Source organism: Marinobacterium arenosum (assembly GCF_019795155.1).
GTDB lineage: Bacteria > Pseudomonadota > Gammaproteobacteria > Pseudomonadales > Balneatricaceae > Marinobacterium_C > Marinobacterium_C arenosum.
In genome coordinates, this window is sequence record NZ_JAILYN010000014.1 from 1 (window position 1) to 23,479 (window position 23,479).

20 protein-coding genes are annotated in these 23,479 nt (G+C 62.6%); 5 read left to right on the forward strand and 15 right to left on the reverse strand.

The window, feature by feature from the left end; genetic code table 11:
* Positions 1 to 546: 546 nt before the first annotated feature.
* Together K6T12_RS08240 and K6T12_RS08245 are read right to left on the reverse strand one after the other, a co-directional pair.
* A complete protein-coding gene (locus K6T12_RS08240) occupies positions 547 to 903 on the reverse strand; it encodes a hypothetical protein (protein WP_222221337.1) in 357 nt (118 codons plus the stop codon).
* Between the two features lie 177 nt (positions 904 to 1,080).
* Positions 1,081 to 1,488: a pilin gene (locus K6T12_RS08245; protein ID WP_222221339.1), complete on the reverse strand. Its 408-nt coding sequence runs from the start codon at positions 1,486 to 1,488 to the stop codon at positions 1,081 to 1,083.
* A gap of 149 nt (positions 1,489 to 1,637) precedes the next feature.
* Here K6T12_RS08245 and pilB point away from each other — a divergent pair, with 149 nt between their 5' ends.
* The 5 genes from pilB to K6T12_RS08270 are packed head-to-tail and all read left to right on the forward strand — an operon-like array spanning position 1,638 to position 6,421.
* Positions 1,638 to 3,404, forward strand: coding sequence for a type IV-A pilus assembly ATPase PilB (gene pilB, locus K6T12_RS08250; RefSeq protein ID WP_222221341.1), 1,767 nt, complete (start codon positions 1,638 to 1,640; stop codon positions 3,402 to 3,404).
* Between the two features lie 13 nt (positions 3,405 to 3,417).
* On the forward strand, positions 3,418 to 4,641 hold the full coding sequence (locus tag K6T12_RS08255; RefSeq protein WP_222221343.1) for a type II secretion system F family protein: 1,224 nt from the start codon (positions 3,418 to 3,420) through the stop codon (positions 4,639 to 4,641).
* A 24-nt stretch (positions 4,642 to 4,665) separates the two neighbouring features.
* A complete protein-coding gene (locus tag K6T12_RS08260; protein WP_222221345.1) occupies positions 4,666 to 5,520 on the forward strand; it encodes a prepilin peptidase in 855 nt (284 codons plus the stop codon).
* Positions 5,521 to 5,528: 8 nt separating this feature from the next.
* A complete protein-coding gene (gene coaE, locus K6T12_RS08265; RefSeq protein WP_222221346.1) occupies positions 5,529 to 6,140 on the forward strand; it encodes a dephospho-CoA kinase in 612 nt (203 codons plus the stop codon).
* Positions 6,141 to 6,199: 59 nt separating this feature from the next.
* Positions 6,200 to 6,421, forward strand: a complete 222-nt coding sequence (locus K6T12_RS08270; RefSeq protein WP_222221348.1) for a DNA gyrase inhibitor YacG — start codon at positions 6,200 to 6,202, stop codon at positions 6,419 to 6,421.
* On the opposite strand, the gene K6T12_RS08275 is transcribed toward K6T12_RS08270, so the two are convergent.
* The 13 genes from K6T12_RS08275 to mraY all read right to left on the reverse strand — a co-directional run bounded on the left by K6T12_RS08275 (position 6,402) and on the right by mraY (position 23,479).
* Complete coding sequence (locus K6T12_RS08275; protein WP_222221350.1) at positions 6,402 to 7,343, reverse strand: Nudix family hydrolase; 942 nt, start codon at positions 7,341 to 7,343, stop codon at positions 6,402 to 6,404. The genes K6T12_RS08270 and K6T12_RS08275 overlap by 20 nt on opposite strands.
* A gap of 14 nt (positions 7,344 to 7,357) precedes the next feature.
* A complete protein-coding gene (gene argJ / locus K6T12_RS08280) occupies positions 7,358 to 8,569 on the reverse strand; it encodes a bifunctional glutamate N-acetyltransferase/amino-acid acetyltransferase ArgJ (RefSeq protein ID WP_222221352.1) in 1,212 nt (403 codons plus the stop codon).
* Positions 8,570 to 8,767: 198 nt separating this feature from the next.
* Positions 8,768 to 11,518, reverse strand: coding sequence for a preprotein translocase subunit SecA (gene secA, locus K6T12_RS08285; RefSeq protein ID WP_222221354.1), 2,751 nt, complete (start codon positions 11,516 to 11,518; stop codon positions 8,768 to 8,770).
* 229 nt (positions 11,519 to 11,747) lie between these two features.
* Complete coding sequence (gene lpxC, locus K6T12_RS08290) at positions 11,748 to 12,662, reverse strand: UDP-3-O-acyl-N-acetylglucosamine deacetylase (protein WP_222221355.1); 915 nt, start codon at positions 12,660 to 12,662, stop codon at positions 11,748 to 11,750.
* Positions 12,663 to 13,061: 399 nt separating this feature from the next.
* Positions 13,062 to 14,243 (reverse strand): cell division protein FtsZ, encoded by a 1,182-nt coding sequence (ftsZ, locus tag K6T12_RS08295; protein ID WP_222221357.1) that lies wholly within the window; start codon positions 14,241 to 14,243, stop codon positions 13,062 to 13,064.
* Between the two features lie 85 nt (positions 14,244 to 14,328).
* Positions 14,329 to 15,576 carry a cell division protein FtsA gene (gene ftsA / locus K6T12_RS08300; protein WP_222221359.1) on the reverse strand — a complete coding sequence of 416 codons (1,248 nt, stop codon included), beginning with the start codon at positions 15,574 to 15,576 and terminating at the stop codon, positions 14,329 to 14,331.
* Between the two features lie 10 nt (positions 15,577 to 15,586).
* On the reverse strand, positions 15,587 to 16,387 hold the full coding sequence (locus tag K6T12_RS21700) for a cell division protein FtsQ/DivIB (protein ID WP_222221361.1): 801 nt from the start codon (positions 16,385 to 16,387) through the stop codon (positions 15,587 to 15,589).
* A 4-nt stretch (positions 16,388 to 16,391) separates the two neighbouring features.
* Positions 16,392 to 17,342, reverse strand: a complete 951-nt coding sequence (locus K6T12_RS08310; RefSeq protein WP_222221363.1) for a D-alanine--D-alanine ligase — start codon at positions 17,340 to 17,342, stop codon at positions 16,392 to 16,394.
* Positions 17,339 to 18,784, reverse strand: a complete 1,446-nt coding sequence (gene murC, locus K6T12_RS08315) for a UDP-N-acetylmuramate--L-alanine ligase (RefSeq protein ID WP_222221364.1) — start codon at positions 18,782 to 18,784, stop codon at positions 17,339 to 17,341. The genes K6T12_RS08310 and murC overlap by 4 nt, the downstream gene beginning before the upstream one ends.
* Positions 18,781 to 19,863: an undecaprenyldiphospho-muramoylpentapeptide beta-N-acetylglucosaminyltransferase gene (gene murG, locus K6T12_RS08320; protein WP_222221365.1), complete on the reverse strand. Its 1,083-nt coding sequence runs from the start codon at positions 19,861 to 19,863 to the stop codon at positions 18,781 to 18,783. Before murG ends, murC begins: the two co-directional genes overlap by 4 nt.
* Positions 19,864 to 21,042, reverse strand: coding sequence for a putative lipid II flippase FtsW (gene ftsW, locus K6T12_RS08325; RefSeq protein ID WP_222221366.1), 1,179 nt, complete (start codon positions 21,040 to 21,042; stop codon positions 19,864 to 19,866).
* Positions 21,042 to 22,388, reverse strand: coding sequence for a UDP-N-acetylmuramoyl-L-alanine--D-glutamate ligase (gene murD, locus K6T12_RS08330; protein WP_222221367.1), 1,347 nt, complete (start codon positions 22,386 to 22,388; stop codon positions 21,042 to 21,044). The genes ftsW and murD overlap by 1 nt, the downstream gene beginning before the upstream one ends.
* An 8-nt stretch (positions 22,389 to 22,396) precedes the next feature.
* On the reverse strand, positions 22,397 to 23,479 hold the full coding sequence (gene mraY, locus K6T12_RS08335; protein ID WP_222221368.1) for a phospho-N-acetylmuramoyl-pentapeptide-transferase: 1,083 nt from the start codon (positions 23,477 to 23,479) through the stop codon (positions 22,397 to 22,399).

The window sequence follows — 23,479 nt, forward strand, 5'->3', positions numbered from 1 at the left end:
AATAGGAGCCGGGGCCTCATCTACAGGGCAGTCTTTTCGACTTCGCAGCCCGCCTGGCTCACCGGCTCCTTGCGATGGGCGGTAGCTAATCACCCATCAACGAGAGATACAAGCAGCCCGCTTGGCATGCCCCTTGGGTACCGAGGGCGACATCCGCAGACCCCGCCAGATTCATCGCGGTCAGAGCCCGCTGCTACGAATGTTCTGCCGTAGCAGCCCGCTTGGCATGCCCTTTGGGTACTGAGGGCGACACCCACGGACCCTGCCAGATCCATCGCGGTCAGAGCCCGCTGCTACGAATGTCCTGCCGTAGCAGCCCGCTTGGCATGCCCCTTGGGTACCGAGGGCGACATCCGCGGACCCCGCCAGATCCATCGCGGTCGGAGCCCGCTGCTACGAAGGTTCTGCCGTAGCAGCCCGCTTGGCATGCCCGTTGGGTACCGAGGGCGACATCCGCGAATTTCCAAACAAATCCGTGGGGCACGGATAAGCTTACCCGGCCGGGCAGCTTCAGCGACCTCCAAAAAGTGTGGTTCGAGAATCCTGTTACGGCAGGCTCGGGCAACGGGACGAACCGATCCGCTGCCAGTCATCCTCGCTCTGGATCTTCAGTACGTCGTAGACCTCCACCAGCAGCTCGCCAATGCCGTGCTTATGCAGTATCCGGCAGACCTTTTCTGCGTCGGCATCATGATTCTCACTGCCCTGCTGTGGCACCACGCCCACCGCCAGCACCTTGTCGCCCTCCCACCAGACCGGCCGGGCCGGGAAACGTTCGTCGGCCAGGATATCCTGTTCAACGGCACTCTTCAGGGCCGCATCCAATCCTTTCTGGGTGGAGTTGATATACCAGGTGACACCGACACAGGCGGCAATCAGCAGGATGATAAGGTTCCGTTTCATAAGTGATCGGGTCCGGTACTAAAAAATGAAAAAACTAAAAAATCGAGGCCACATCATAGCGGATCAAGGAGGGGTTGCCACTGCGGCGATAGTGGAGGGTCGGGTTACGCGGGCAATAAAAAACCGGAGAACGGCAAGCCGTGCTCCGGTTTTTTTTGGATACAGACTGCGGCTAGATCAGCAGAGACCAGCCGTTGTACAACCACCACTTATCCCCCAGGTGACCGTGCCGGCTCCGGGAGTACCGGTCAAAACATAAGTATCTGCTGCTGCAATGCCATTGGATGCGACCGGCACAACGGTAATGGTGTAAGCAGTAGCGTCACCACCCAGAGTTACAGAAGTCACCTGACCACCTGCAGACCAGCCTGCCGGTTCAACGATGGTAGAACAGTCAGCCGGGATACCGGTCTGTACGCAGACTTCCACCGCAGTTTTGGCCGGGCTTGCCGCCGAGATAACCTCGGCATAGCGAGCGCGGGCAGTGTAAGACTGATAAGCCGGCAGCGCGATGGCAGCCAGGATACCGACGATCGCCACGACGATCATCAGTTCGATAAGTGTAAAGCCTTGTTGACGTTTCATGATTACCTCTCCAGCGTCGAAATCGTTCTATATGAAGTTTTACTTCACAACCAGCCCACCTATGTTTTCGCCCAGTTTCCCTATTAAGTCAAGTAGTTGAGCGATGAATAAAGAATACTTTCCGAATACTTCCCCAATATGACCGTTCGATGCTATTTTCAGATTTGAAACAGTTCGGTCCAGCCGGTCACAAGCAAGGGGAAACCGTGCAGCCTGCTCAACAACTTAGCGGATTGGCCAAACGCCTGGTCAGGGACGGCGTGTTCACCGAAGAGGTGGCCCGCGATGCGGTAAAAAAAGCGCGCGAAAATCACAGCTCGCTGATCAGCTACATGATCGAACAGCGGCTGGTCAGTGCCTACACCGCCGCGTCGGCCGCCTCCGACGAGTTCGGCATCCCGTTGCTGGACCTGTCGGCCTTCAGCATGGATGCGATACCGTCTGGCCTGATCACCGAGGAGCTGATCCACCGCCATAACGCCCTGCCGCTGGTCAAGCGCAATAACCGGCTGTTCGTGGCGCTGTCCGACCCGACCAATATCCAGGCACTGGACGAGTTCAAGTTCCAGGCCGGCGTCGCCACCGAGGCGATCCTGGTGGAGGAGGACAAACTCAAGCAGGCGATCGAAACGCTGGCCGACCATGGCGGCCAAGCCCTCGGCGAGCTGGATGACGCCGACCTGGACAACCTGGAGATCGACGAGGGTAAGCCGGAGCAAGCGGCGGACGATGCCGAGGAAAGCGCCAACGATGCGCCGATCGTGCGCTTTATCAACAAAATCCTGCTGGATGCGGTCAACAGCGGTGCCTCCGATATCCATTTCGAGCCCTACGAGAAGAGCTACCGTATCCGCAGCCGTATCGACGGGGTATTGCAGGAGGTCGCCAAACCGCCCAGCAACCTGTCCCCCCGGCTGGCCGCCCGGCTGAAGGTGATGTCGCAGATGGATATCTCAGAAAGGCGGGTGCCGCAGGATGGCCGCATCAAGCTGAAGATCTCCCAGAAGCGCTCGATCGATTTCCGCGTCAACACCCTGCCAACCCTGTGGGGCGAGAAGATCGTACTGCGTCTGCTGGATGCCAGCAGCGCCAAGATGGGCATCGAGGCGCTCGGCTTCGAGGAGCAACAGCGGGAAACCCTGCTGAAGGCCCTGCACAAGCCGCAGGGGATGATCCTGGTGACCGGCCCCACCGGTAGCGGTAAGACGGTGACCCTGTATACCGGGCTGAATATCCTCAATACCGACGAGCGCAACATCTCCACGGCGGAGGATCCGGTCGAGATCCAGCTGGAGGGGATCAACCAGGTTCATGTGAATTCCAAGGTGGGGCTGACCTTCGCCGAGGCGCTGCGTGCCTTCCTGCGCCAGGACCCGGACGTAGTGATGGTCGGCGAGATCCGTGACCTGGAAACCGCCGAGATCGCCATCAAGGCGGCTCAGACCGGCCATATGGTGTTGTCCACACTGCACACCAACAGCGCGCCGGAAACCCTGACCCGCTTGCGTAATATGGGGGTGCCGGGCTTCAATATCGCCACCTCGGTCAGCCTGATCATCGCCCAGCGGCTTGCGCGCCGGTTGTGCGAAAGCTGCAAGCGCCCCGCCTCACTGCCGGAATCCACCCTGCTCGAGGAGGGCTTCAGCGAAGCGCAACTGCAAACCGCCATGCTGTTCGAAGCCAATCCCGAGGGTTGCGATAAATGCAACAAGGGGTATAAAGGCCGGGTGGGCGTCTACGAGATGCTGGCGGTAACCGAACCGATCTCCGAAGCGATCATGGAAAACGCCAATGCGCTGGATCTACAGCGCGTCGCCCGCCAGCAGGGGTTCCAGACCCTGCGCGAAAACGGCCTGCTGAAAGTGGCCCGCGGCATTACCAGCCTGGAAGAACTCAACCGGGTAATCAAAACCTGACGGACAGGATTGAATGGCAACCAAAACCCTCAAGCTGAAACCCTTTCAATGGCAGGGCAAGGACAAGAGCGGCAACCGTAGCGAAGGCCGTATCGAAGCCGAAAATCTGTCGATGGCCAAGGCGCAGCTGCGCAAGCAGGGAATTACGCCGACCAAGGTGTCCGCCGAGCGCTCGATCGGCTTTCTCAGCAAGAAGAACAAGAAGATCAGCGCGCTGGATATCGCTATCTTCACCCGCCAGGTCGCCACGATGATGAAAGCGGGGGTACCGCTGCTGCAGGGGCTCGATATCGTCGCCAACGGGGTGGAGAAGGACAAGCTGCGCGAGGTGATCCAGAAGATCCGCAGCGACGTCAACAGCGGTACCGACCTGTCCACCGCCCTGCGCGGTTTTCCGCTCTATTTCGACGACCTGTTTTGCAACCTGGTGCAGGCCGGCGAACAGTCCGGCGCGCTGGAGACCATGCTGGAACGGATCGCCAGTTACAAGGAGAAGACCGAGAGCCTGAAGGGCAAGATCAAGAAGGCGATGACCTACCCGGCCGCGGTGGTGGTGGTCGGTATCGTGGTATCGGCGATCCTGCTGGTCAAGGTGGTGCCGCAGTTCCAGGATATCTTCAAGAGCTTCGGCGCCGACCTGCCCGCCTTCACGCTGCTGGTGATCGGTCTGTCCGAATTTGCCCAGAAATGGTGGTACGTTGCCCTGGGGGCAATGCTGGCGGGCGGCTACTTCCTTGTGAGACTGAAGAGAAGGTCACGCAAGTTTGCCGAGGCTATCGACCGGGCAGTACTGAAGATTCCGGTACTCGGTCCGATTCTGCACAAGGCGGCGATCGCCCGTTTCGCCCGCACTCTGTCCACCACTTTCGCCGCCGGGGTACCGCTGGTCAGCGCACTGGATTCGGCCGCCGGCGCTTCCGGCAACGTGGTCTACCGCAATGCGATCATCCAGATCCGCAATGGCGTCTCCACCGGCCAATCGCTGCAGAACGCGGTCAATATGACCGGGGTGTTCCCCAATATGACGGTGCAGATGATCGCCATCGGCGAGGAGGCCGGCTCGCTGGAGCTGATGCTGGACAAGATCGCGTCCTTCTACGAGGAGGAGGTGGACAATGCGGTGGACAACCTGTCCAGCTTGCTGGAACCGCTGATCATGGCGATCCTCGGGGTGCTGGTGGGCGGCCTGGTGATCGCCATGTACCTGCCGATCTTCCAGCTGGGCCAGGTGGTCTGATAATTTTTAAATTAGAGAATACCCATGTATTTCGATCTATTTGCCGACCAGCCGATCACAGGGCTGGCGGTCAGCTTTATCGTTTCACTCTGCATCGGCAGTTTCCTGAACGTGGTGATCCACCGGGTGCCGCGGATGATGGAACTGGAGTGGCAGACGCAAGTGCGGGAGGCCAACGGGGAAGAGATTGAACCGGAGACCTACAACCTGGCCAAGCCGGCCTCCAGCTGTCCCAGCTGCCAGCAGGTGATCCACTGGTACCACAACATCCCGCTGCTGAGCTACGCGCTGCTGCGTGGCCGCTGCGCCAGCTGCAGTTGGTCTATCCCGCTGCGTTATCCAGTGGTCGAGCTGTTCACCGCGATCGCCTCCACCTACGGCATCTATCACTTCGGTTTCAACGAGATCGGTATCGCCTTCGCGCTGCTGACCTGGTTCCTGATCAGCCTGCTGATGATCGACCTGGATCATCAGCTGCTGCCCGACCGGCTGACCCTGCCGCTGCTCTGGGCCGGACTGCTGGTCAACAGCTACAGCCTGTTCACCAGCCTGCACCTGGCGGTGTTCGGTGCCGTTGCCGGCTACCTGCTGCTGTGGTCGGTCTACTGGGGCTTCAAGCTACTGACCGGCAAGGAGGGGATGGGCTACGGCGACTTCAAGCTGCTGGCCGCGCTGGGCGCCTGGGCCGGCGCACCGATGCTGCCGCTGATCGTCACCCTGTCGGCGCTGGTCGGCGCGGTGATCGGCATCCTGATGATTGCAACCGGCCGGCAGAACAAAGACAATCCAATTCCCTTCGGTCCGTTCCTCGCCATCGCCGGCTGGATCGCGGTACTCTGGGGGGACCAGATCACTAACGCATACCTTCAGTTACTGTAGGCAGACCCATGTACGTTGTAGGACTCACCGGCGGTATCGGCAGCGGCAAGACCGCCGTTTCCAACCGCCTGCAAGCCAAGGGAATCCGGGTAATCGATGCCGATATGGTGGCCCGGCAGGTCGTTGAACCCGGCCAACCGGCGCTGGCGCGCATCCAGCAGCATTTCGGCGACGAAGTGCTGACCGACTCCGGCGAGCTGAACCGCAGCAAATTGCGCAGCATCGTCTTCGCCAGCGAGAAGCAGCGCACCTGGCTTGAGCAGCTGCTGCATCCGCTGATCCGCGACCGCATCCTGCAGCAGCTGGAGGAATCCCAGTCGAGCTACACCCTGCTGGTGTCACCGCTGCTGCTGGAGACCGACCAGCACCTGCTGGTCAACCATATCGTGGTGGTGGATGCCGACGAGAGCCAGCAACTGAGCCGTACCCGGCTGCGCGACAACAGCAGCGAAGAGCAGATCAGGGCGATCCTGGCGGCGCAGATGTCACGCGAGGAACGGCGCAGCAAGGCGGACACTATACTGGATAACAGTGGCGACCTGGTTCAGCTGGAGGCCCAGGTAGACAAGCTGCATCAGCAGCTACTGCAGGCCGCCTCACGCGAGAGCGAATCCGAATAGTAGGTACGGATAAGAGATCCGAACTAAAAGTAACGAACAGCAAGACAAGCCGATCCCTTATGAGCCGAACCGTAAAATGCCCGCACTGCGGCAAACCCGCACTGTTCAATCCGGAAAACAAGGCCCGCCCGTTCTGCAGCGAGCGTTGCCGACTGATCGACCTGGGCGAATGGGCCAGCGAGGGTTACAAGATCCCGGCCAAGAGCACCCAGGACGAATACGACGACTACAGCACCGGCATGGACGAGGGGGAACAGCCGTTCACCCCCACCAGGCACTGATCCCGGCCACCCCCTGGGCGCCCGCCTGCCAGGCGCGCGCCAGCTCCTGCTCGCCCACCCCACCTAACGCGAACACCGGCATCGGCAGCTCCGCAACCAATTGCTGGAAAGCTTGCCAGCCAAGCGGCTCGACATCGGGATGGGAGCCGGTCGGCTGCACCGGCGACAGGCAGATGTAATCCAGCTCCAGTTCCACCGCCCGCGCCAGTTCCTGAGCGTTGTGGCAGGACGCTCCCAGCCAGCGGCCGGAAAATACCGGCCGCTCGGTCAACGCCATCAGCCGATGATGATTGAGGTGCAGACCGGCACAGCCGACCGCATTGGCCAGCTCTACGCTACCATTCAGGATCAGCTGGAAACCTTGCCGTTCGGCCAGCAGCTGTACTTTTTGCGCCAGCGCTTCCAGCTCAGGTTCGGCCAGCTCCGGTGCCCGCAGCATCACCACCTCCAGGCGATGGTGATCGACCGCTGCGGCGATCCGCTCCGGGTACTGGTTCGGATCCGCCAGCGGGCCGGTGATCGGCAGCCGCGATGGCAGCTGGGCTGCCGTGACGATCGGCCGGTTGGCGGCCGGGAACGGGTATTCGGCCAACTGGTCGACCGGCACCCAGCGCACCGGCTGGCCTTCCCGGCCATAGGGCTCGCCGTCGAAGGTGTCGACCCGGTAAACATCCAGCAGTACCGACTTGTCGGGATAGTGGTGCGGCACCTGGATCAACGGTCGGGCCGAGCGCAGCTGGATACCCAGCTCCTCGTCCAGCTCGCGGCCCAGCGCCTGCACCACCGGCTCGCCCGGCTCCACCTTGCCGCCGGGAAACTCCCACAGGCCGCCCTGGTGCTTGTCCTGCGGCCGCTGCGCCAGCAATACCCTGCCGGCGCCATCGACGATCACCGCCGCCGCGACATGGATCAGCTTAGCCATCGAACCTCGGATCCTCAGCTACGGTAGTCGGCGTTGATGCTGACGTAGTCGTGCGACAGATCGGTGGTCCAGACGGTTTCGGCCAGCTCACCCCGGTTCAGCACCACCCGGATACAGATCTCCTCAAGGTTCATCACCGCCTGGCCGGCTTCTTCGGTGTAGCTCTTGGCACGACCGCCGTGCTCGACGATGCAGACGTCGTTCAACCAGATCTGCAACGCTTCGAGATCCAGATTTTCCACGCCGGCACGGCCGACGCAGGCCAGGATCCGGCCCCAGTTCGGGTCGCAGGCGAACAGTGCTGTCTTGACCAGCGGCGAGTGAGCGATGGTGTAGGCGACATCCAGCGCCTCCTGCTGACTGGCCGCCTTCTCGACCTGCACGGCGATGAACTTGGTCGCACCCTCGCCGTCTCGCACGATGGCGTGGGCCAGCGTCAGCATCACCCGGTTCAGCGCCGCCGCGAACGCCGCCACTTCATCGCCACTGCTGATCTCTACGCCGCTGGTGCCGGTCGCCGCCAGGATGCAGGAATCGTTGGTGGAGGTATCGCTGTCGACGGTGATGCGGTTGAAGGAGCGCTCGGTCGCCTCGCTCAGCAACTGCTGCAGCAACGGCTGGTCCACCTTGGCATCGGTCGCCACATAACCAAGCATGGTGGCCATGTTCGGCTTGATCATGCCGGAGCCTTTCGAGATACCGGTGATGGTCACCGTACGGCCGGCAATCTCCAACTGCTCGCAGGCCCCCTTCGGCCGGGTATCGGTGGTCATGATAGCCACCGCCGCCTCGGCCCAGTTGTCCTCGGCCAGCGCCTCTTTGGCCGCCGGCAGCGCCGCCAGGATCTTGTCGACCGGCAGCGCTTCACCGATTACGCCGGTGGAGAACGGCAATACCTGCTCGGTCGCCACATTGCACAATTGCGCCACCGCATCGACACAACGCTTGGCATCGACCATCCCCTGCTCACCGTTGCCGGCATTGGCGTTACCGGTGTTGGTCAGCAGATAGCGCGCACTGGAGCGGGCCAGGTGATCCTTGCAGATCAGCACCGGCGCGGCACAAAACGCGTTGCGGGTGAACACGCCGGCCACCGCCGCCTCCGGGTTCAGCTCCATCAGCACCAGGTCACGGCGGCCCGGCTTCTTGATTCCAGCTGATGCGATACCCAGCTTGAAGCCGGCCACCGGGTGCAATGTCGGAAGAGTATCAGGACCTACAGCCATTTTTAATTCTCCGTAAACGTAGGAAAGCAGCTAAAAAGCTGCTTTCCGGATGAAATCGTCAATATTCGTGTGGGCGCCAAAAGCGCGCCCACCCTAGAGCTCCGTAGCAACCCGCAGCTACAAGGCAGGGCTGGACCCGGCCAGCCAAACGCCGACAGGCGTTCTACCGGCGCCCCGGAAGACGCCCTACAGCAGGTCTCAGCTCAGCTTACCGTGGCACTGTTTGTATTTCTTACCGGAACCGCAGGGGCAGGGATCGTTACGGCCCACCTTGGCTTCGGAACGTACGTAAGTGGCCACGGCGGTATCAGCCTCTGCCTCGCCCTCGTCACTCGATTCGGCGGCAGCCATCGCACCGGCCTGCTCGTGCTGATAATTCATCTGTTGGCGCTCGGCCTGCTCGCGGCGCTGTTGCTCCATCTCCTCGACATCTTCCGGCTGGCGCACCTGAACATGGCTCAGGATCCGGATCACGTCACGCTTGATGTTTTCCAGCAGCTCCTGGAACAGCTGGAAGGCTTCGCGCTTATACTCCTGCTTCGGGTTCTTCTGCGCGTAGCCGCGCAGATGAATGCCCTGGCGCAGGTGATCCATGGTCTGCAGATGCTCCTTCCACAGGGTATCGAGAACCTGCAGCATCACCTGCTTCTCGAACAGCCGCATGGTCTCGACACCGACCTGCTCCTCTTTCTGGCGGTAAGCGTTGACCACTTCCTGCTGAATCTTCTCGCGCAGGGACTCCTCATGCAGCGAGTCGTCGCTGTCGAGCCACTGCCGCAGCGGCGCCTTGATGGCGAACTCGGTATCCAGCGCCTTCTCCAGGCCGGCCACGTCCCACTGCTCCTCCAGGCTCTGCGGCGGGATGTACTCGCTGATGGCGTTGTCGACCACCTCGGCACGCACCGCGTCGACGGTCTCGGAGATATCGTCGCTGGCCATCAGCTCGTTACGCTGACCGTAGATCACGGTACGCTGATCGTTGGCCACATCATCGTATTCCAGCAGCGCTTTACGGATATCGAAGTTGCGTCCTTCCACCTTGCGCTGCGCCTTCTCGATGGCGTTGGTGACCATCTTGTGCTCGATCGCTTCACCGCGCTCCATCCCCAGCGCCTGCATGAACTGGCGCACCCGTTCGGAGGCGAAGATCCGCATCAGGTCATCTTCCAGCGACAGGAAGAAACGCGAGTAACCCGGATCGCCCTGACGGCCGGCACGGCCGCGCAGCTGGTTGTCGATACGACGTGACTCGTGACGCTCGGTACCGATGATATGCAGACCACCGGCGGCCAGCACCTGTTCATGGCGCTTCTGCCAAGCCGCTTTCGCTTCGGCAATGGTGGCTTCGTCGGCGTCCTCTCCCAGCGCCGCCAGTTCGACTTCCAGCTTGCCGCCCAGCACGATATCGGTACCACGACCGGCCATGTTGGTAGCGATGGTCACCGCGCCCGGACGACCGGCATCGGCAATGATGCTGGCTTCGCGGGCGTGGTTCTTGGCGTTCAGTACCTCGTGCTGAATCTTCTCCTTGTTCAGCAAGGCCGACAGCAATTCAGAGGACTCGACCGAGGCGGTACCGACCAGCACCGGCGCCTGCTTGTCCTGCAACTGACGGATCTCGTCGACGATCGCCTCGTACTTCTCCTCCATGGTCAGGAACACCGCATCGTTGCCATCCTTACGGGCGATCGGCCGGTTGGTCGGGATCACCACCACGTCCAGGCCGTAGATCTGGCGCAGCTCGAAGGCTTCGGTATCGGCGGTGCCGGTCATCCCGGACAGCTTGTCGTAGAGGCGGAAGTAGTTCTGGAAGGTGGTCGAGGCCAGGGTCTGGCTCTCCAGCTGGATCTTGACCCCCTCCTTGGCTTCCACCGCCTGGTGCAGACCTTCCGACCAACGGCGGCCCGGCATGATACGACCGGTGTGTTCGTCGACGATCACCACCTGGTTGTCCTGCACGATATAGTCACGGTCGCGCTGGAACAGCTGGTGAGCCCGCAAGGCGGCCAGTACATGGTGCAGCAGGTTGAGGTTCTGCGGTGCGTAGAGGCTGTCGCCGTTGGACAGCAAACCGTGCTGGCTGAGCAGTTCCTCGACCAGTTGGTGACCGGCTTCGGTCAGCTCCACCGTGCGGTTCTTCTCGTCGACCACGAAGTGTTCTTCGATTTGCTGCTGATCATCCTTCGGATCGATCTCGCCTTCGTAGCGCTTCAGCTGCGGAATCAGCGTGTTGATCTTCTGGTACATCGCCGAGCTGTCTTCCGCCGGACCGGAGATAATCAACGGGGTACGCGCCTCGTCGATCAGGATCGAGTCCACCTCGTCGACGACGGCAAAATTGAACTCCCGCTGGACCTTCTCGGCCAGGCTGAACGCCATGTTGTCGCGCAGGTAGTCGAAGCCGAATTCGTTGTTGGTACCGTAGGTGATATCAGACGCATAGGCCGCCCGCTTGGTTTCCGGGTGCTGCTGGGAGAGCACCACGCCAACGCTCAGGCCAAGGAATTCGTACAGCGGACGCATCCACTCGGCGTCTCGACTCGCCAGGTAGTCGTTGACGGTCACCACATGCACCCCGTCACCGCCCAGCGCATTCAGGTAGGCCGGCAGGGTCGCCACCAGCGTCTTACCCTCACCTGTGCGCATCTCGGCTACCTTGCCCTCGTGCAGCGTGATACCACCGATCAGCTGGACGTCGAAATGGCGCATCTGCATCACCCGCTTGGAGGCTTCGCGTACCACCGCGAAGGCTTCCGGCAAGATCTGGTCGAGGGTGGCACCGCCAGCCAGGCGCTCCCGGAACTCGACGGTCTTGGCTTTCAGCTGGTCGTCGCTAAGCGACGCCAGTTCCGCTTCCAGCGCGTTAATCTGTTTGACGATCCGACCCATTCGCTTGAGTTCGCGATCGTTCTTACTTCCGAAGACCTTCTTTAACAGTGAGCCCAGCATGTCTACGTCTATCAACCTATTGAATATAAAGCCATTCCCATGGCACGGGTAATCTTTCGATTCAACATTCTACCCATATTGGGGCAAGGAATAGAATCTCAAGCCGGAATTAATTGCTCGACCGGTGGCAATCCCCGGTCATCGCCCAATATCCGCGCGGGGACATGGCGGGAAATACAAAAAAACCGAACCCTGGGGTTCGGTTTTTTCAATGCATGCCCATGCTGGTTCAGACCGCCAGCACTGGCTTCTGATAGGAGATCGGCGCATCGGCCTCCTGACCTTCGAAGGTCACGATCTCCCAGGCATCCGCCTGCGACAGCAACTTGCGCAGCAGCATGTTGTTCAGGTGGTGGCCGGACTTATGACCGAAGAACTCGCCGATCAGGCTCTTGCCCAGCAGGTAGAGGTCGCCGACCGCATCCAGCACCTTGTGCTTGACGAATTCGTCGTCGTAGCGCAGGCCGTCTTCATTCAGGATCCGGTAGTCATCGACCACGATGGCATTGTCGAAGTTGCCGCCCAGCGCCAGGTTCTGTGAACGCAGGTACTCGATATCACGCATGAAACCGAAGGTGCGGGCCCGGCTAACCTCCTTGACGAAAGAGGTGCTGGAAAAGTCCAGACAGGCTTCCATGTTACGGCCTTCGAACGCCGGGTGCTCGAAATCGATCTTGAAGCCAACCTTGAAACCGTCGAACGGACGGAAGGTCGCGTACTTGTCATCGGCGCTGACGGTCACTTCCTTCTTGATCCGGATAAACTGTTTCGGTGCATCCTGTTCCGCGATACCGGCGGACTGAATCAGGAACACGAACGGCGCCGCACTGCCGTCCATGATCGGCACCTCTTCGGCGCTCAGCTCGACATAGGCGTTGTCGATACCCAGGCCAGCCAATGCCGACAGCAGGTGCTCGACGGTAGAGACGCGCACGCCGTCTTTCGCCAGATTGGTCGACAGCGTGGTATCGACCACGTTATCGGCCCGCGCTTCGATTTCGACCACCGGATCACAGTCCACGCGACGGAAAACAATACCGGTATCGACCGGTGCCGGCTTCAATGTCAGGTAGACCTTGCTACCAGTATGCAGGCCGATGCCCGTTGCTTTGATGCTGTTTTTCAGAGTTCTCTGTCTGATCATTCTTTCCGCCGAAAAAGAGTGAGGCCAAATTTAGGGGGGCGCTCTCAGTCATTCAGTGCTGCCGGGCCCCTTTCCCCCACAGCAAGGCACAATAAACGCCCTGTAGTCATTCTACATAAGCGAACGATAACGCCACTGTGGAGGGGAAAGGGGCCCGGCCCTTCGGGTTGCTCCTGAAAAAACGCCATACCGCGTTGTTCGTCGTTCATTTGGAATAAACCAAACGTCACTCCTCACGCCTTGCCTGGCAACTTTTCAGGGACAACAGCTTTGACTGAATGCTTGAGAACGCCCCCGCGCATGTTAACAAAATGACGGCCCGTCCAGCAAGCCGACCACCGGCCGGCATGCCCCATCGCCAGACGTTCAAGTCCGCTGGCCCGTCTGTTCGTCTGTTCGTCAGTCCGCCTGGCGACGCAGGAAGGTCGGAATATCGAGATAACTCATCTCATCATCCGCCACACCGGACTCCGTCTGCGGCGACTCGTCCCGTGTCGGTGCCGGCTTACCCGGATCCAGCAGGGCTTCCTCCTTGCGGCGGCGCAGCACCGTCGGCACTTCAATGTCTTCAGGTTTCGGTGCTGCCGGAGCCACCTTGTTGCTGACCACGCGAATCTCCTCACGCGGCTTGTCCAGGCCGGTCGCCACCACAGTGACCGTCAGGGTATCGGTAAGTTCCGGATCGATAACGGTACCCACCACGATGGTCGCTTCGTCGGAGGCATACTCCTCAACCAGGCTACCCACCTCGGAGAACTCGCCCAGGCTCAGGTCCAGGCCGGCCGTGATGTTGACCAGCAGGCCGGAGGCGCCCTTCAGGTCGATATCTTCCAGCAGCGGGCTCTTGATCGCCTTCTCGGCCGCCTCGCCGGCGCGGTTCTCGCCGGTGGCGGAACCGGTACCCATCATCGCCATGCCCATTTCGGACATCACGGTACGCACGTCGGCGAAGTCGACGTTGATCATGCCCGGTCGCATGATCAGGTCGGAGATCCCCTGCACCGCCCCTTTCAGCACGTCGTTGGCGGTGCTGAACGCATTCAGCAGGCTGCAGTTGCGGCCCATCACCTGCATCAGCTTCTCGTTCGGAATGATGATCAGCGAGTCGACGGATTCGCGCAGTTCCTTGATCCCCTCGATGGCAATGCTGGTCCGCTTGCGGCCCTCGAACGGGAATGGCTTGGTGACCACCGCCACGGTCAGGATACCCATCTCCTTGGCGACCTCGGCAACGATCGGCGCGGCACCGGTGCCGGTACCGCCGCCCATGCCGGCGGTGATGAACACCATGTCGGCACCGCCGAGCATCTCGGCGATCCGCTCACGATCCTCGATCGCCGCCTGGCGGCCCACCTCCGGATTGGCACCGGCACCGAGCCCCTTGGTGATCTCGCCGCCGATCTGAATCACCGTCTTGGCCCGCATATTGTCGAGCGCCTGGGCGTCGGTATTGGCGCAGATGAACTCGACCCCTTCAACCTCACTGGCGACCATGTGCTGGACGGCATTGCCACCGCCGCCACCGACACCGATCACCTTGATCACCGCGTTCGCCGGAACGCTGTTTACCAGTTCAAACATTTCCCCTTCCTCCCAATAGCGCCTGCCACTACCTTCCGGCGCCATTCTGGTCACTGATTAGTTGCTTTACGGCCCGGCCGGATACTTAGAAATTGCCCTGAAACCAGGCTTTCATCCGGCCCAAAATATTGTCGCCCGGCACCCGCTCCGGTACCGGCATCTCCTCCTGAACCAGCGGCGCGCTGCGGTCCAGGTTCTGCCGGGCATAGAGCAGCAGCCCCATGCCGGTGGCGTAGATCGGGTTGTGCATGATGTCCTCCATGCCGCGCACGCCCTGCGGCTTGGCCAGCCGCACCGGCATATGGAAGATCTCCTCGGCCAGGTCGACCGCGCCCTCCATCTTGGCGGTACCACCGGTCAGCACGATGCCGGCGGCGGCCAGGTCCTCGAAGCCGGAGCGGCGCAGTTCCGCCTGCACCAGCGTGAACAGCTCGTCATAGCGCGGCTCGACCACCTCGGCCAGCGCCTGGCGCGACAGATCGCGCGGCGGCCGGTCGCCGACGCTGGGTACCTTGATCGTTTCGCTGCCGCCGGCCAGCTGGGCCAGCGCGCAGGCGTACTTGATCTTGATCTCCTCGGCATGCTGGCTCGGTGTACGCAGCGCCATGGCGATATCGTTGGTCACCTGGTCGCCGGCGATCGGGATCACCCCGGTATGCCGGATCGCCCCGCCGGTGAAGATCGCGATATCGGTGGTGCCACCGCCGATATCCACCATGCAGACGCCGAGCTCCTTTTCGTCTTCGGTCAGCACCGAGTAACTGGACGCCAGCTGCTCCAGCACGATGGCATCGACCTCGAGACCGCAGCGACGGATGCACTTTTCGATGTTCTGCACCGCATTGACCGAACCGGTCACCAGGTGAACCTTGGCTTCCAGCCGCACGCCGGACATCCCCAACGGCTCCTTGATCCCCTCCTGGTTATCGATCACGTACTCCTGCGGCAGGATGTGCAGGATCCGCTGATCGGCCGGGATCGCCACCGCCCGGGCGGCGTCGATCACCCGCTCCAGGTCGTAGTCGGTTACTTCACGGTCGCGAACCGCGACGATGCCGTGCGAGTTCAGACTGCTGATATGGCTGCCGGCGATACCGACGGTCACCGAGTGGATCTTGCACCCGGCCATAAGTTCCGCCTCTTCCACCGCCCGCTGGATCGAGCTGACCGTGGATTCGATGTTCACCACCACGCCCCGCTTCAGGCCACGCGACGGATGCGAGCCGATCCCCACCAGCTCGATCTCTCCGTCCGGCGTGATCTCGCCGACCAGGCAGACCACCTTGGAGGTGCCTATGTCGAGCGCTACGATCATGTTGTTTTCTATCGCCATCGTCTGCTATCTACTCGTTAGAATTCTGTTCAGCCTTGGGCCGCCAGGCTACCGCCACCCCGTTGGTGTAGCGGATGTCGACCTGCTCGATCTCGGCGGCCCGCTCCGCCAGCCGGCTCTGATACAACTTCAGGAACCGGCTCAGCCGCTCGTTAATCCCTTCCCGCCCAACCACCACGCGGATACCGTTATCCAGCGTCAGCGTCCAGGCCCCGCGCGCCTCCAGGTTCAGCGCGGTGATACTCAAGCCGACCTGCCGAAACAGCTGGTTGAGATCGTGAAACTCAGCCATCACCTTGGCGGTGTCCCGGGCCGGGCCGCTCAATTTCGGCAACCCGCGATATTCCTTTTTCAACTCCGGCCAGAAGATATCGCCCTGATGGTTAAGCAACCCCTTGTTGCCCCAGCGCGCCACCGGCACCTCCTCCTCCAGCGACAGCTGGACGGTACCGGGCCACTGCAGTCGCACCGCCGCCCGGCGCACCCAGGGTTCATCCTCGACCCGCTCACGCAGCGCTGCCACATCCAGCGACAGCAGGCTGCTTTGCACCACCGGCTCCAGCTGCTCGCCGAGCGCCTGGCGGTCGAGGTGGCGCACCTCGCCGCTGATCTGCAACTCGGTGATCGGCCTATCCAGCCAATCCCAGACCGAGCGCCAGACGCTGAGCAGCACGATGGCGAAAAACACCAGCGCACTGAACGTCCAGAGCGGCTGCCACCAGCCATCCTGATCGTCGGACAGTGCCAGTTCGGAACGTCCGACCCGCTGCGCAACCGACTCGACCGTTGCCTGCCAACGCTGCCGGATCATCGCGTTATTCCGCGCTCCGCAGAATCTCGACCACCAGCTGCTCGAAGCCGATCCCCGCCTGACGGGCCGACATCGGCACCAGGCTGTGATCGGTCATGCCCGGGTTGGTGTTGACCTCCAGCAGCTGGAAGTTGCCGTCACCATCCTGCATCACGTCGACCCGTCCCCAGCTGCGGCAACCGACGGCGTCGAAAGCGCGCAACACCAGCCGTTCCAGCTCGGCGTACTCGGCCTCGCTCAGGCCGTGCTCGAACAGGTAGCGGGTACTGTCGCTCTGATACTTGGCGCTGTAGTCGTAGAAGCTGTTCGGCGTCTCCAGCCGGATCGCCGGCAGCGCCCGGCCATTCAGTACCGTCACGGTAAACTCGGCACCGGTCATCCAGCGTTCCGCCAGCACGCAGCTGTCGAACTCGCGCGCCCGCGCAACCGCCTGGGCCAGCTCATCGCTACTCTCGACCTTGGCCATGCCGATGCTGGAGCCCTCGTGGGCCGGCTTGATCATGATCGGCAGCCCGAGCCGCTCGACCACCGCGTCCAGCTCGGTATGCTCATCGATCACCGCATAGGGCGGCGTCGGCAGGCCGGCGCCGGACCACAGCTGTTTGGTGCGCAGCTTGTCCATCCCCAGCGCCGACGCGGCCACGCCACTGCCGGTATAGGGGATCTCGAGCATCTCCAGTACCCCCTGCAGGGTGCCGTCCTCGCCACCGCGGCCATGCAGGATCACGAAGGCGCGATCGCAGTGCGCGGCCATCAGCTGCTCGATCGGGTGCAGGCTGCCGTCCTCGCCGTACAGGTCGATGCCGAAGGCATCGACGCCGGCCCGCTGCAGCCCGGCCAGTACCTCGCGGCCGCTGTTCAGTGACACCGGCCGCTCGGCCGAATTGCCGCCGTAGAGCACCGCCACCCGGCCCAGTTCGCGGGCCTCGTCGGCCGAAATCCGGAAATCAGTCATGCTCCGTTCCCCCCTGTCAGGTCCTCGCTTTTCAGCCGGTGTGCCATCGCGGTGATATCGCCGGCGCCCTGGGTCAGCAGCAGATCACCCGGCTCGACAATGTCGCGCAGCAGCTCGGCCACCTGGTCGGTGCTTTCGACGAAAATCGGATCAAGCCGGCCGCGCTGACGGATGCTGCGGCACAGGCTACGGCTATCGGCACCGGCGATCGGCTGCTCGCCCGCCGGATAGACCTCCAGCAGCAGCAGTACGTCCACCTCGGACAGCACCTGAACGAAATCCTCGTACAGATCGCGGGTACGGGTGAAGCGGTGCGGCTGGTAAACCATCACCAGCCGCTTGTCCGGCCAGCCCTCGCGCACCGCCCTGATCACCGCCTGCACTTCGCGCGGGTGGTGACCGTAGTCGTCCACCAGCATCAGCTCGCCGCCATCCACCGGCAGGTTGCCGAGCACCTGGAAACGCCGCCCGACCCCTTCGAAATTCTTCAGTCCCTGGCAGATCGCCGCGTCGCTAAGCCCCTCGTCGGTGGCCACCGCGATCACCGCCAGGGCGTTCAGCACGTTGTGCCGGCCCGGCATGTTGACGGTAATATCCAGATCCTCATGACCGTCCGGTCGCAACGCTCGGAAGTGGGTATGCATACCGTCCTGACGGATATCGACCGCCCGGAAATCGGCTTGCTCACCAACCCCGTAGGTGAGGATCGGCCGGCTCACCTGCGGCATGATCTCGCGCACCACCGGATCGTCGACGCAGAGCACAGCCAGGCCATAGAACGGCAGGTTGTGCAGGAAATCGACGAAGGTCTTGCGCAGCACCGAGAAATCGCCGCCGTAGGTCTCCATATGGTCGGCGTCGATATTGGTGACGATCGACACCATCGGCTGCAGGTGCAGGAAGGAGGCGTCGCTCTCGTCCGCTTCGGCGATCAGGTAACGGCTGTCGCCGAGCTGGGCGTTGGTGCCGGCGCTGTTCAGCCGGCCGCCGATAACGAAGGTCGGGTCCTCCTCGGCGGCGGCGAACACCGACGCCATCAGACTGGTGGTGGTGGTCTTGCCGTGGGTGCCGGCCACCGCGATACCGTGCCGGTAGCGCATCAGCTCGGCCAGCATTTCGGCCCGGCGCACCACCGGTACCCGCCGTTCACGCGCCGCCTTGACCTCCGGGTTGGCCTCGTTGACCGCGGTGGACACCACCACCACATCGGCCCGGGCGACGTTCTCTTCACCATGGCCGATAAAGATCTCGATGCCCAGTTCGGCCAACCGGTCGGTGGTCGCCGAGCGGCGGATATCGGAACCGGAGACCCGATAGCCCTGGTTCAGCAGCACCTCGGCGATGCCGCACATCCCCACGCCGCCAATCCCGACGAAGTGGATGCCACGGATACGGCGCATTTCGGGTACATCGTAGCGGCTCATCTTGCTGCCGTTGCTCATCGTTTCATCGCCTCCAGACAGAGCGCCGCAACCTGTCGGCCCGCCTCCGGTTTCGCCAGTTGCCGTGCCTGCCCGGCCATCGCCAGTAGCTTTTCGCGATCGGCCAGCTCGGCCAGCAACTGCTTCAATTTCTGTTCATTCAATTCCGCCTGCGCCACCCGCACGGCGGCACCGGCCTCAGCCAGGTAGCTGGCGTTGGCGGTCTGGTGATCGTCCACGGCATGGGGCAGAGGCACCAACACCGCCGCCACGCCGGCGATCATCAGCTCGCTGACCGTCAACGCGCCGGCCCGACAGAGCACCAGGTCCGCCCAGCCGTACGCCTCGGCCATATCCTCGATAAAGGGCACCACCCTGGCGTCCACCCGGTGCGCCGTATAAAGCGCCTGGGTGGTATCGAAGTTACGCTTGCCGGTCTGGTGCCAGACCTCCGGGCGCTGCTCTTTCGGCAGCTCGGCCAGCGCCGCCGGCAGCAGGTCGTTGATCGCCTTGGCCCCCAGGCTACCACCGACCACCAGCAGTCGTAGCGGGCCCTGTCGCTGTGCAGCCCGCTCGGCCGGCACCGGCAGATCGAGAATCGGCCCGCGTACCGGGTTGCCGGTGACCACCGTATCGCGCCCCTTGAAGGCACCGCCGAACGCTTCGGCCACGGTATCGGCGAAGCGGGCCAAGATCCGGTTGGTCAACCCGGCAATGGCGTTCTGTTCCTGGATCACCAGCGGCCGACGCAGCAGCCAGGCCGCCAGGCCACCGGGGCCGGAAGCGAAACCGCCCATCCCCAGCACCACGTCCGGCTTGACCCGGCGCAGTACGCCGATCGCCTGCCAGAGCGCCAGCACAAGTTTGAAGGGTGCCAGCAGCAGGCTTAATTTGCCCTTACCACGCAAACCGCTGACCTCGATGCAGTGCAGCTTGATGCCGGCATTGGGCACCACCTCGGCTTCAATGCCCCGCGCTGTGCCCAGCCATTCGACATGCACCCCCTGCTGTTGCAGCAGCTGGGCGGTGGCCAGCGCCGGGAACACGTGACCACCGGTACCACCGGCCATCACCAGGGCAGTTTTCTGCTCAGCACTCATCTATCCGTTTTCCTCAAGCAGCTCGTCCTGCTGCATCCGTTTCAACTCGTAATCGATCCGTAACACCACCGCCAGCATCGCGCAGCTGACCAGCAGGCTACTGCCGCCATAACTGACCAGTGGCAGGGTCAGCCCCTTGGTTGGCAGCGCGCCGACGTTAACGCCGATATTGATCAACGCCTGGCCGGCAAAAATGATCGCAAAGCCGTACACCACGTAGGCCTGGAAGAAGGCTCGCAACTGTTCTGCACGGCGGCCGATGCGGAACATCCGCACCACCATCACCGCGTAGATCAGCAGCACCAGCAACGCACCGACCATCCCCAGCTCCTCGGCCAGTACCGAGAACACGAAGTCGGTGTGCGCCTCCGGCAGGTAGAACAGCTTCTGTACGCTGTTGCCCAGCCCGGTGCCGGTCCACTCGCCACGGCCAAAGGCGATCTGCGCCTGCGACAGCTGGTAGCCGGTGCCGAACGGGTCCTGCCAGGGGTCCAGGAAGCTCTGCAAGCGGGCCACCCGGTAGGGCTGCAGACCGACGAACAGCGACAGCAGGCCGACCGCGCCGGCCAACACCATGAAAAACTGCGTGGCGCGCATACCGCTGAGGAAGATCATCCCCATCACCGTGCCCATCAGCACCACCAGGGCACCGAAGTCCGGTTCCAGGTAGAGCAGGATCACGAAGATCCCCAACGGCAGTGCCGGTTTGGCGACCCCCCGCCAGCTGGAGCGTACTTCGTCGAGCCGGCGCACCAGGTAGCCGCCCATGTACATCACCATGCAGAACTTGGCCACCTCGGACGCCTGCAGGTTCAGCGGCCCGAGCGGCAGCCAGCGCTGCGAGCCGTTCACCGAACGGCCGATACCGGGGATCAGAACCGCGATCAGCAGCAGGCCCGCGCCCAGCATCCACCAGTGGCCGGTACGCTCCCAGAACGCGGTGGGTATCCGGTAGACCAGCACCGCGCCAGTCAAAGCCAGGCTCATGAAAATCCCTTGCCGTACCATGTAGAACAGCGGCGTGCCGGTGGTACGCTCGGCCACGTCGAGCGACGCCGAGGTGATCATCACGAATCCGGTCAGCATCAGCGTGACCGCGCAAGCCAGCACACCGGGGTCGAACGGCAACACCCGGGCCGGCGCCTGCGGCGCAAACCATTGCGACCAGATACGCTCCATCAGAGCGCCTCCACCTGCTGCATAAACACCTCGCCACGGTGGTTGAAGCTGTTGAACATGTCGAAGCTGGCACAGGCCGGCGACAGCAGCACGATATCACCCGGCTTGGCCAGGCTGGCCGCCTGCGCCACCGCCTCGGCCATATCACCGGCATCGACACACTCGATCGACAGCGCCTGGCGGATACGCGGCGCATCGCGGCCGATCAGCACCGCTACACGGCCGTAGCGACGCAGCGGTGCATCCAGCTCGGCGAAATCGGCGCCCTTGCCGTCGCCACCGGCGATCAGCAGGATCTTGCCGTCCTGCGGCAGTGTCGGCCCCAGCCCATCCAGCGCCGCCACCGTGGCGCCGACATTGGTGCCCTTGGAGTCGTTGAAGTAGCTCACGCCATTGTGCTCGCGCAGCCACTGGCAGCGGTGCTCCAGGCCGGCGAAATCGCGCAATGCCTGCAGCATCGCCTCTTTCGGCAGGCCAACCACGCTGCCCAGCGCCAATGCCGCCAGCGCATTGGCGACGTTGTGATCGCCACGGACCTTCAGTGCCGACACCGGCAGCCAGGGCTCCAGACCCTGTGCCAACCAGCGCTCGCCGTGCTGATCGATGATGCCGAACTGCTTCAGATCCGGCTTATCGAGGCCGAAACTGCTCTGCGGCACGCCCATCGGCAGCAGCGGCGCCGACAGCGGGTCCTGCCGGTTAGCCACCGCATGACGGCAACCACGGTAGATCCGGTGCTTGGCCTGGTAATAGCCCTGCAGGTCGTCGTAGCGGTCCATATGGTCGGGGCTCACATTCAGCACCGTGGCCACCGCGGCACGCAGATCGTTGCAAGTTTCCAGCTGGAAGCTGGACAGTTCCAGCACGTACAGCGCCTGCTCCCCTTGGGCCAACATATCCAGCACCGGCAAGCCCAGGTTGCCGCCGACGCCGACATCGATACCGGCCGCCCTGGCCATCTCGCCGACCAGCGTGGTGACCGTACTCTTGGCGTTGGAGCCGGTGATGGCGACGATCGGCGCACTGACCTCACGACAGAACAGGTCGATATCGCCGCTCAGGGCTGCCCCGGCCGCCACCGCCTGGCGGATCGCCGGCTCGGACTGGGCCACGCCGGGGCTCAGGATCAGTTCGTCGGCGCGCGACAGGAACTCGCCATCCAGCGGCCCGCAGCGCAGCTCCACCTCCGGGCACAATGCGCGTAATTCATCCAGCCCGGGCGGATTTTCACGACTGTCCACAACGGCAAAAGGCACGCCCTTGCGTGCCAGATGCCGGACACAGGAAAGCCCCGTTTTGCCCAGACCTACGACGATTCTGAATTGATCACTGGCAATCAGCGTCATGGCATCCCTTATCGTATCTTCAACGAGGCCAGGCCGATCAGCACCAGGATCACGGTGATGATCCAGAACCGCACGATCACCCGCGGTTCGGGCCAGCCTTTCAGTTCAAAATGGTGGTGCAACGGCGCCATCCGGAAGATCCGCCGGCCGGTCAGCTTGAACGAGCCGACCTGCAGGATCACCGAAATGGTCTCGATCACGAACACCCCGCCCATGATCACCAGCACCAGTTCCTGGCGGACGATCACCGCCACCACGCCCAATGCGGCACCCAGCGCCAGCGCACCGACATCGCCCATGAACACCTGGGCCGGGTAGGTGTTGAACCACAGGAAGCCGAGCCCGGCGCCAACAATCGCACCGCAGAAGATGATCAGTTCGCCGGCCCCCGGCACATAGGGGATCAGCAGGTACTCGGCGAAGCCGGCATGACCGGTCAGGTAGGCGAACACCGCCAGCGCGCCGGCCACCATCACGGTCGGCATAATCGCCAGCCCGTCCAGGCCGTCGGTCAGGTTGACCGCGTTGGAGCTGCCGACGATCACGAAGTAGGTGAACACGATGAAGAAGGCGCCCATCGGCACCACCAGCTGCTTGAAGAACGGCACGATCAGTTGGGTTTCCGCCGGGCTATGGGCAGTGAAATAGAGCACCGCGGCGGCGCCCAGGCCACCGACCGACTGCCAGAAATATTTCCAGCGCGCCGGCAGGCCACGGGAGTTCTTCTCCACCACCTTGCGGTAATCGTCGACCCAGCCGACCGCGCCGAAGATCAGCGTCACCAGCAGGGTGATCCAGACATAGCGGTTGCTCAGGTCGCTCCACAGCAGGGTGCTGATACCGATCGCCAGGATGATCAGCGCGCCGCCCATGGTCGGCGTGCCGGCCTTGCTCAGGTGGCTCTGCGGGCCGTCGTCACGCACCGACTGACCGATCTGCTTGGCGCGCAACTGGGCGATCAGGCGGGGGCCGAGCAGCAACGAGATCGCCAGCGCGGTCAGCACACCGAGGATGCCGCGCAGGGTGATGTACTGAAATACCGCGAATCCGCTATAAAATTGCGACAGAAAATCTGCCAGTAATAACAACAT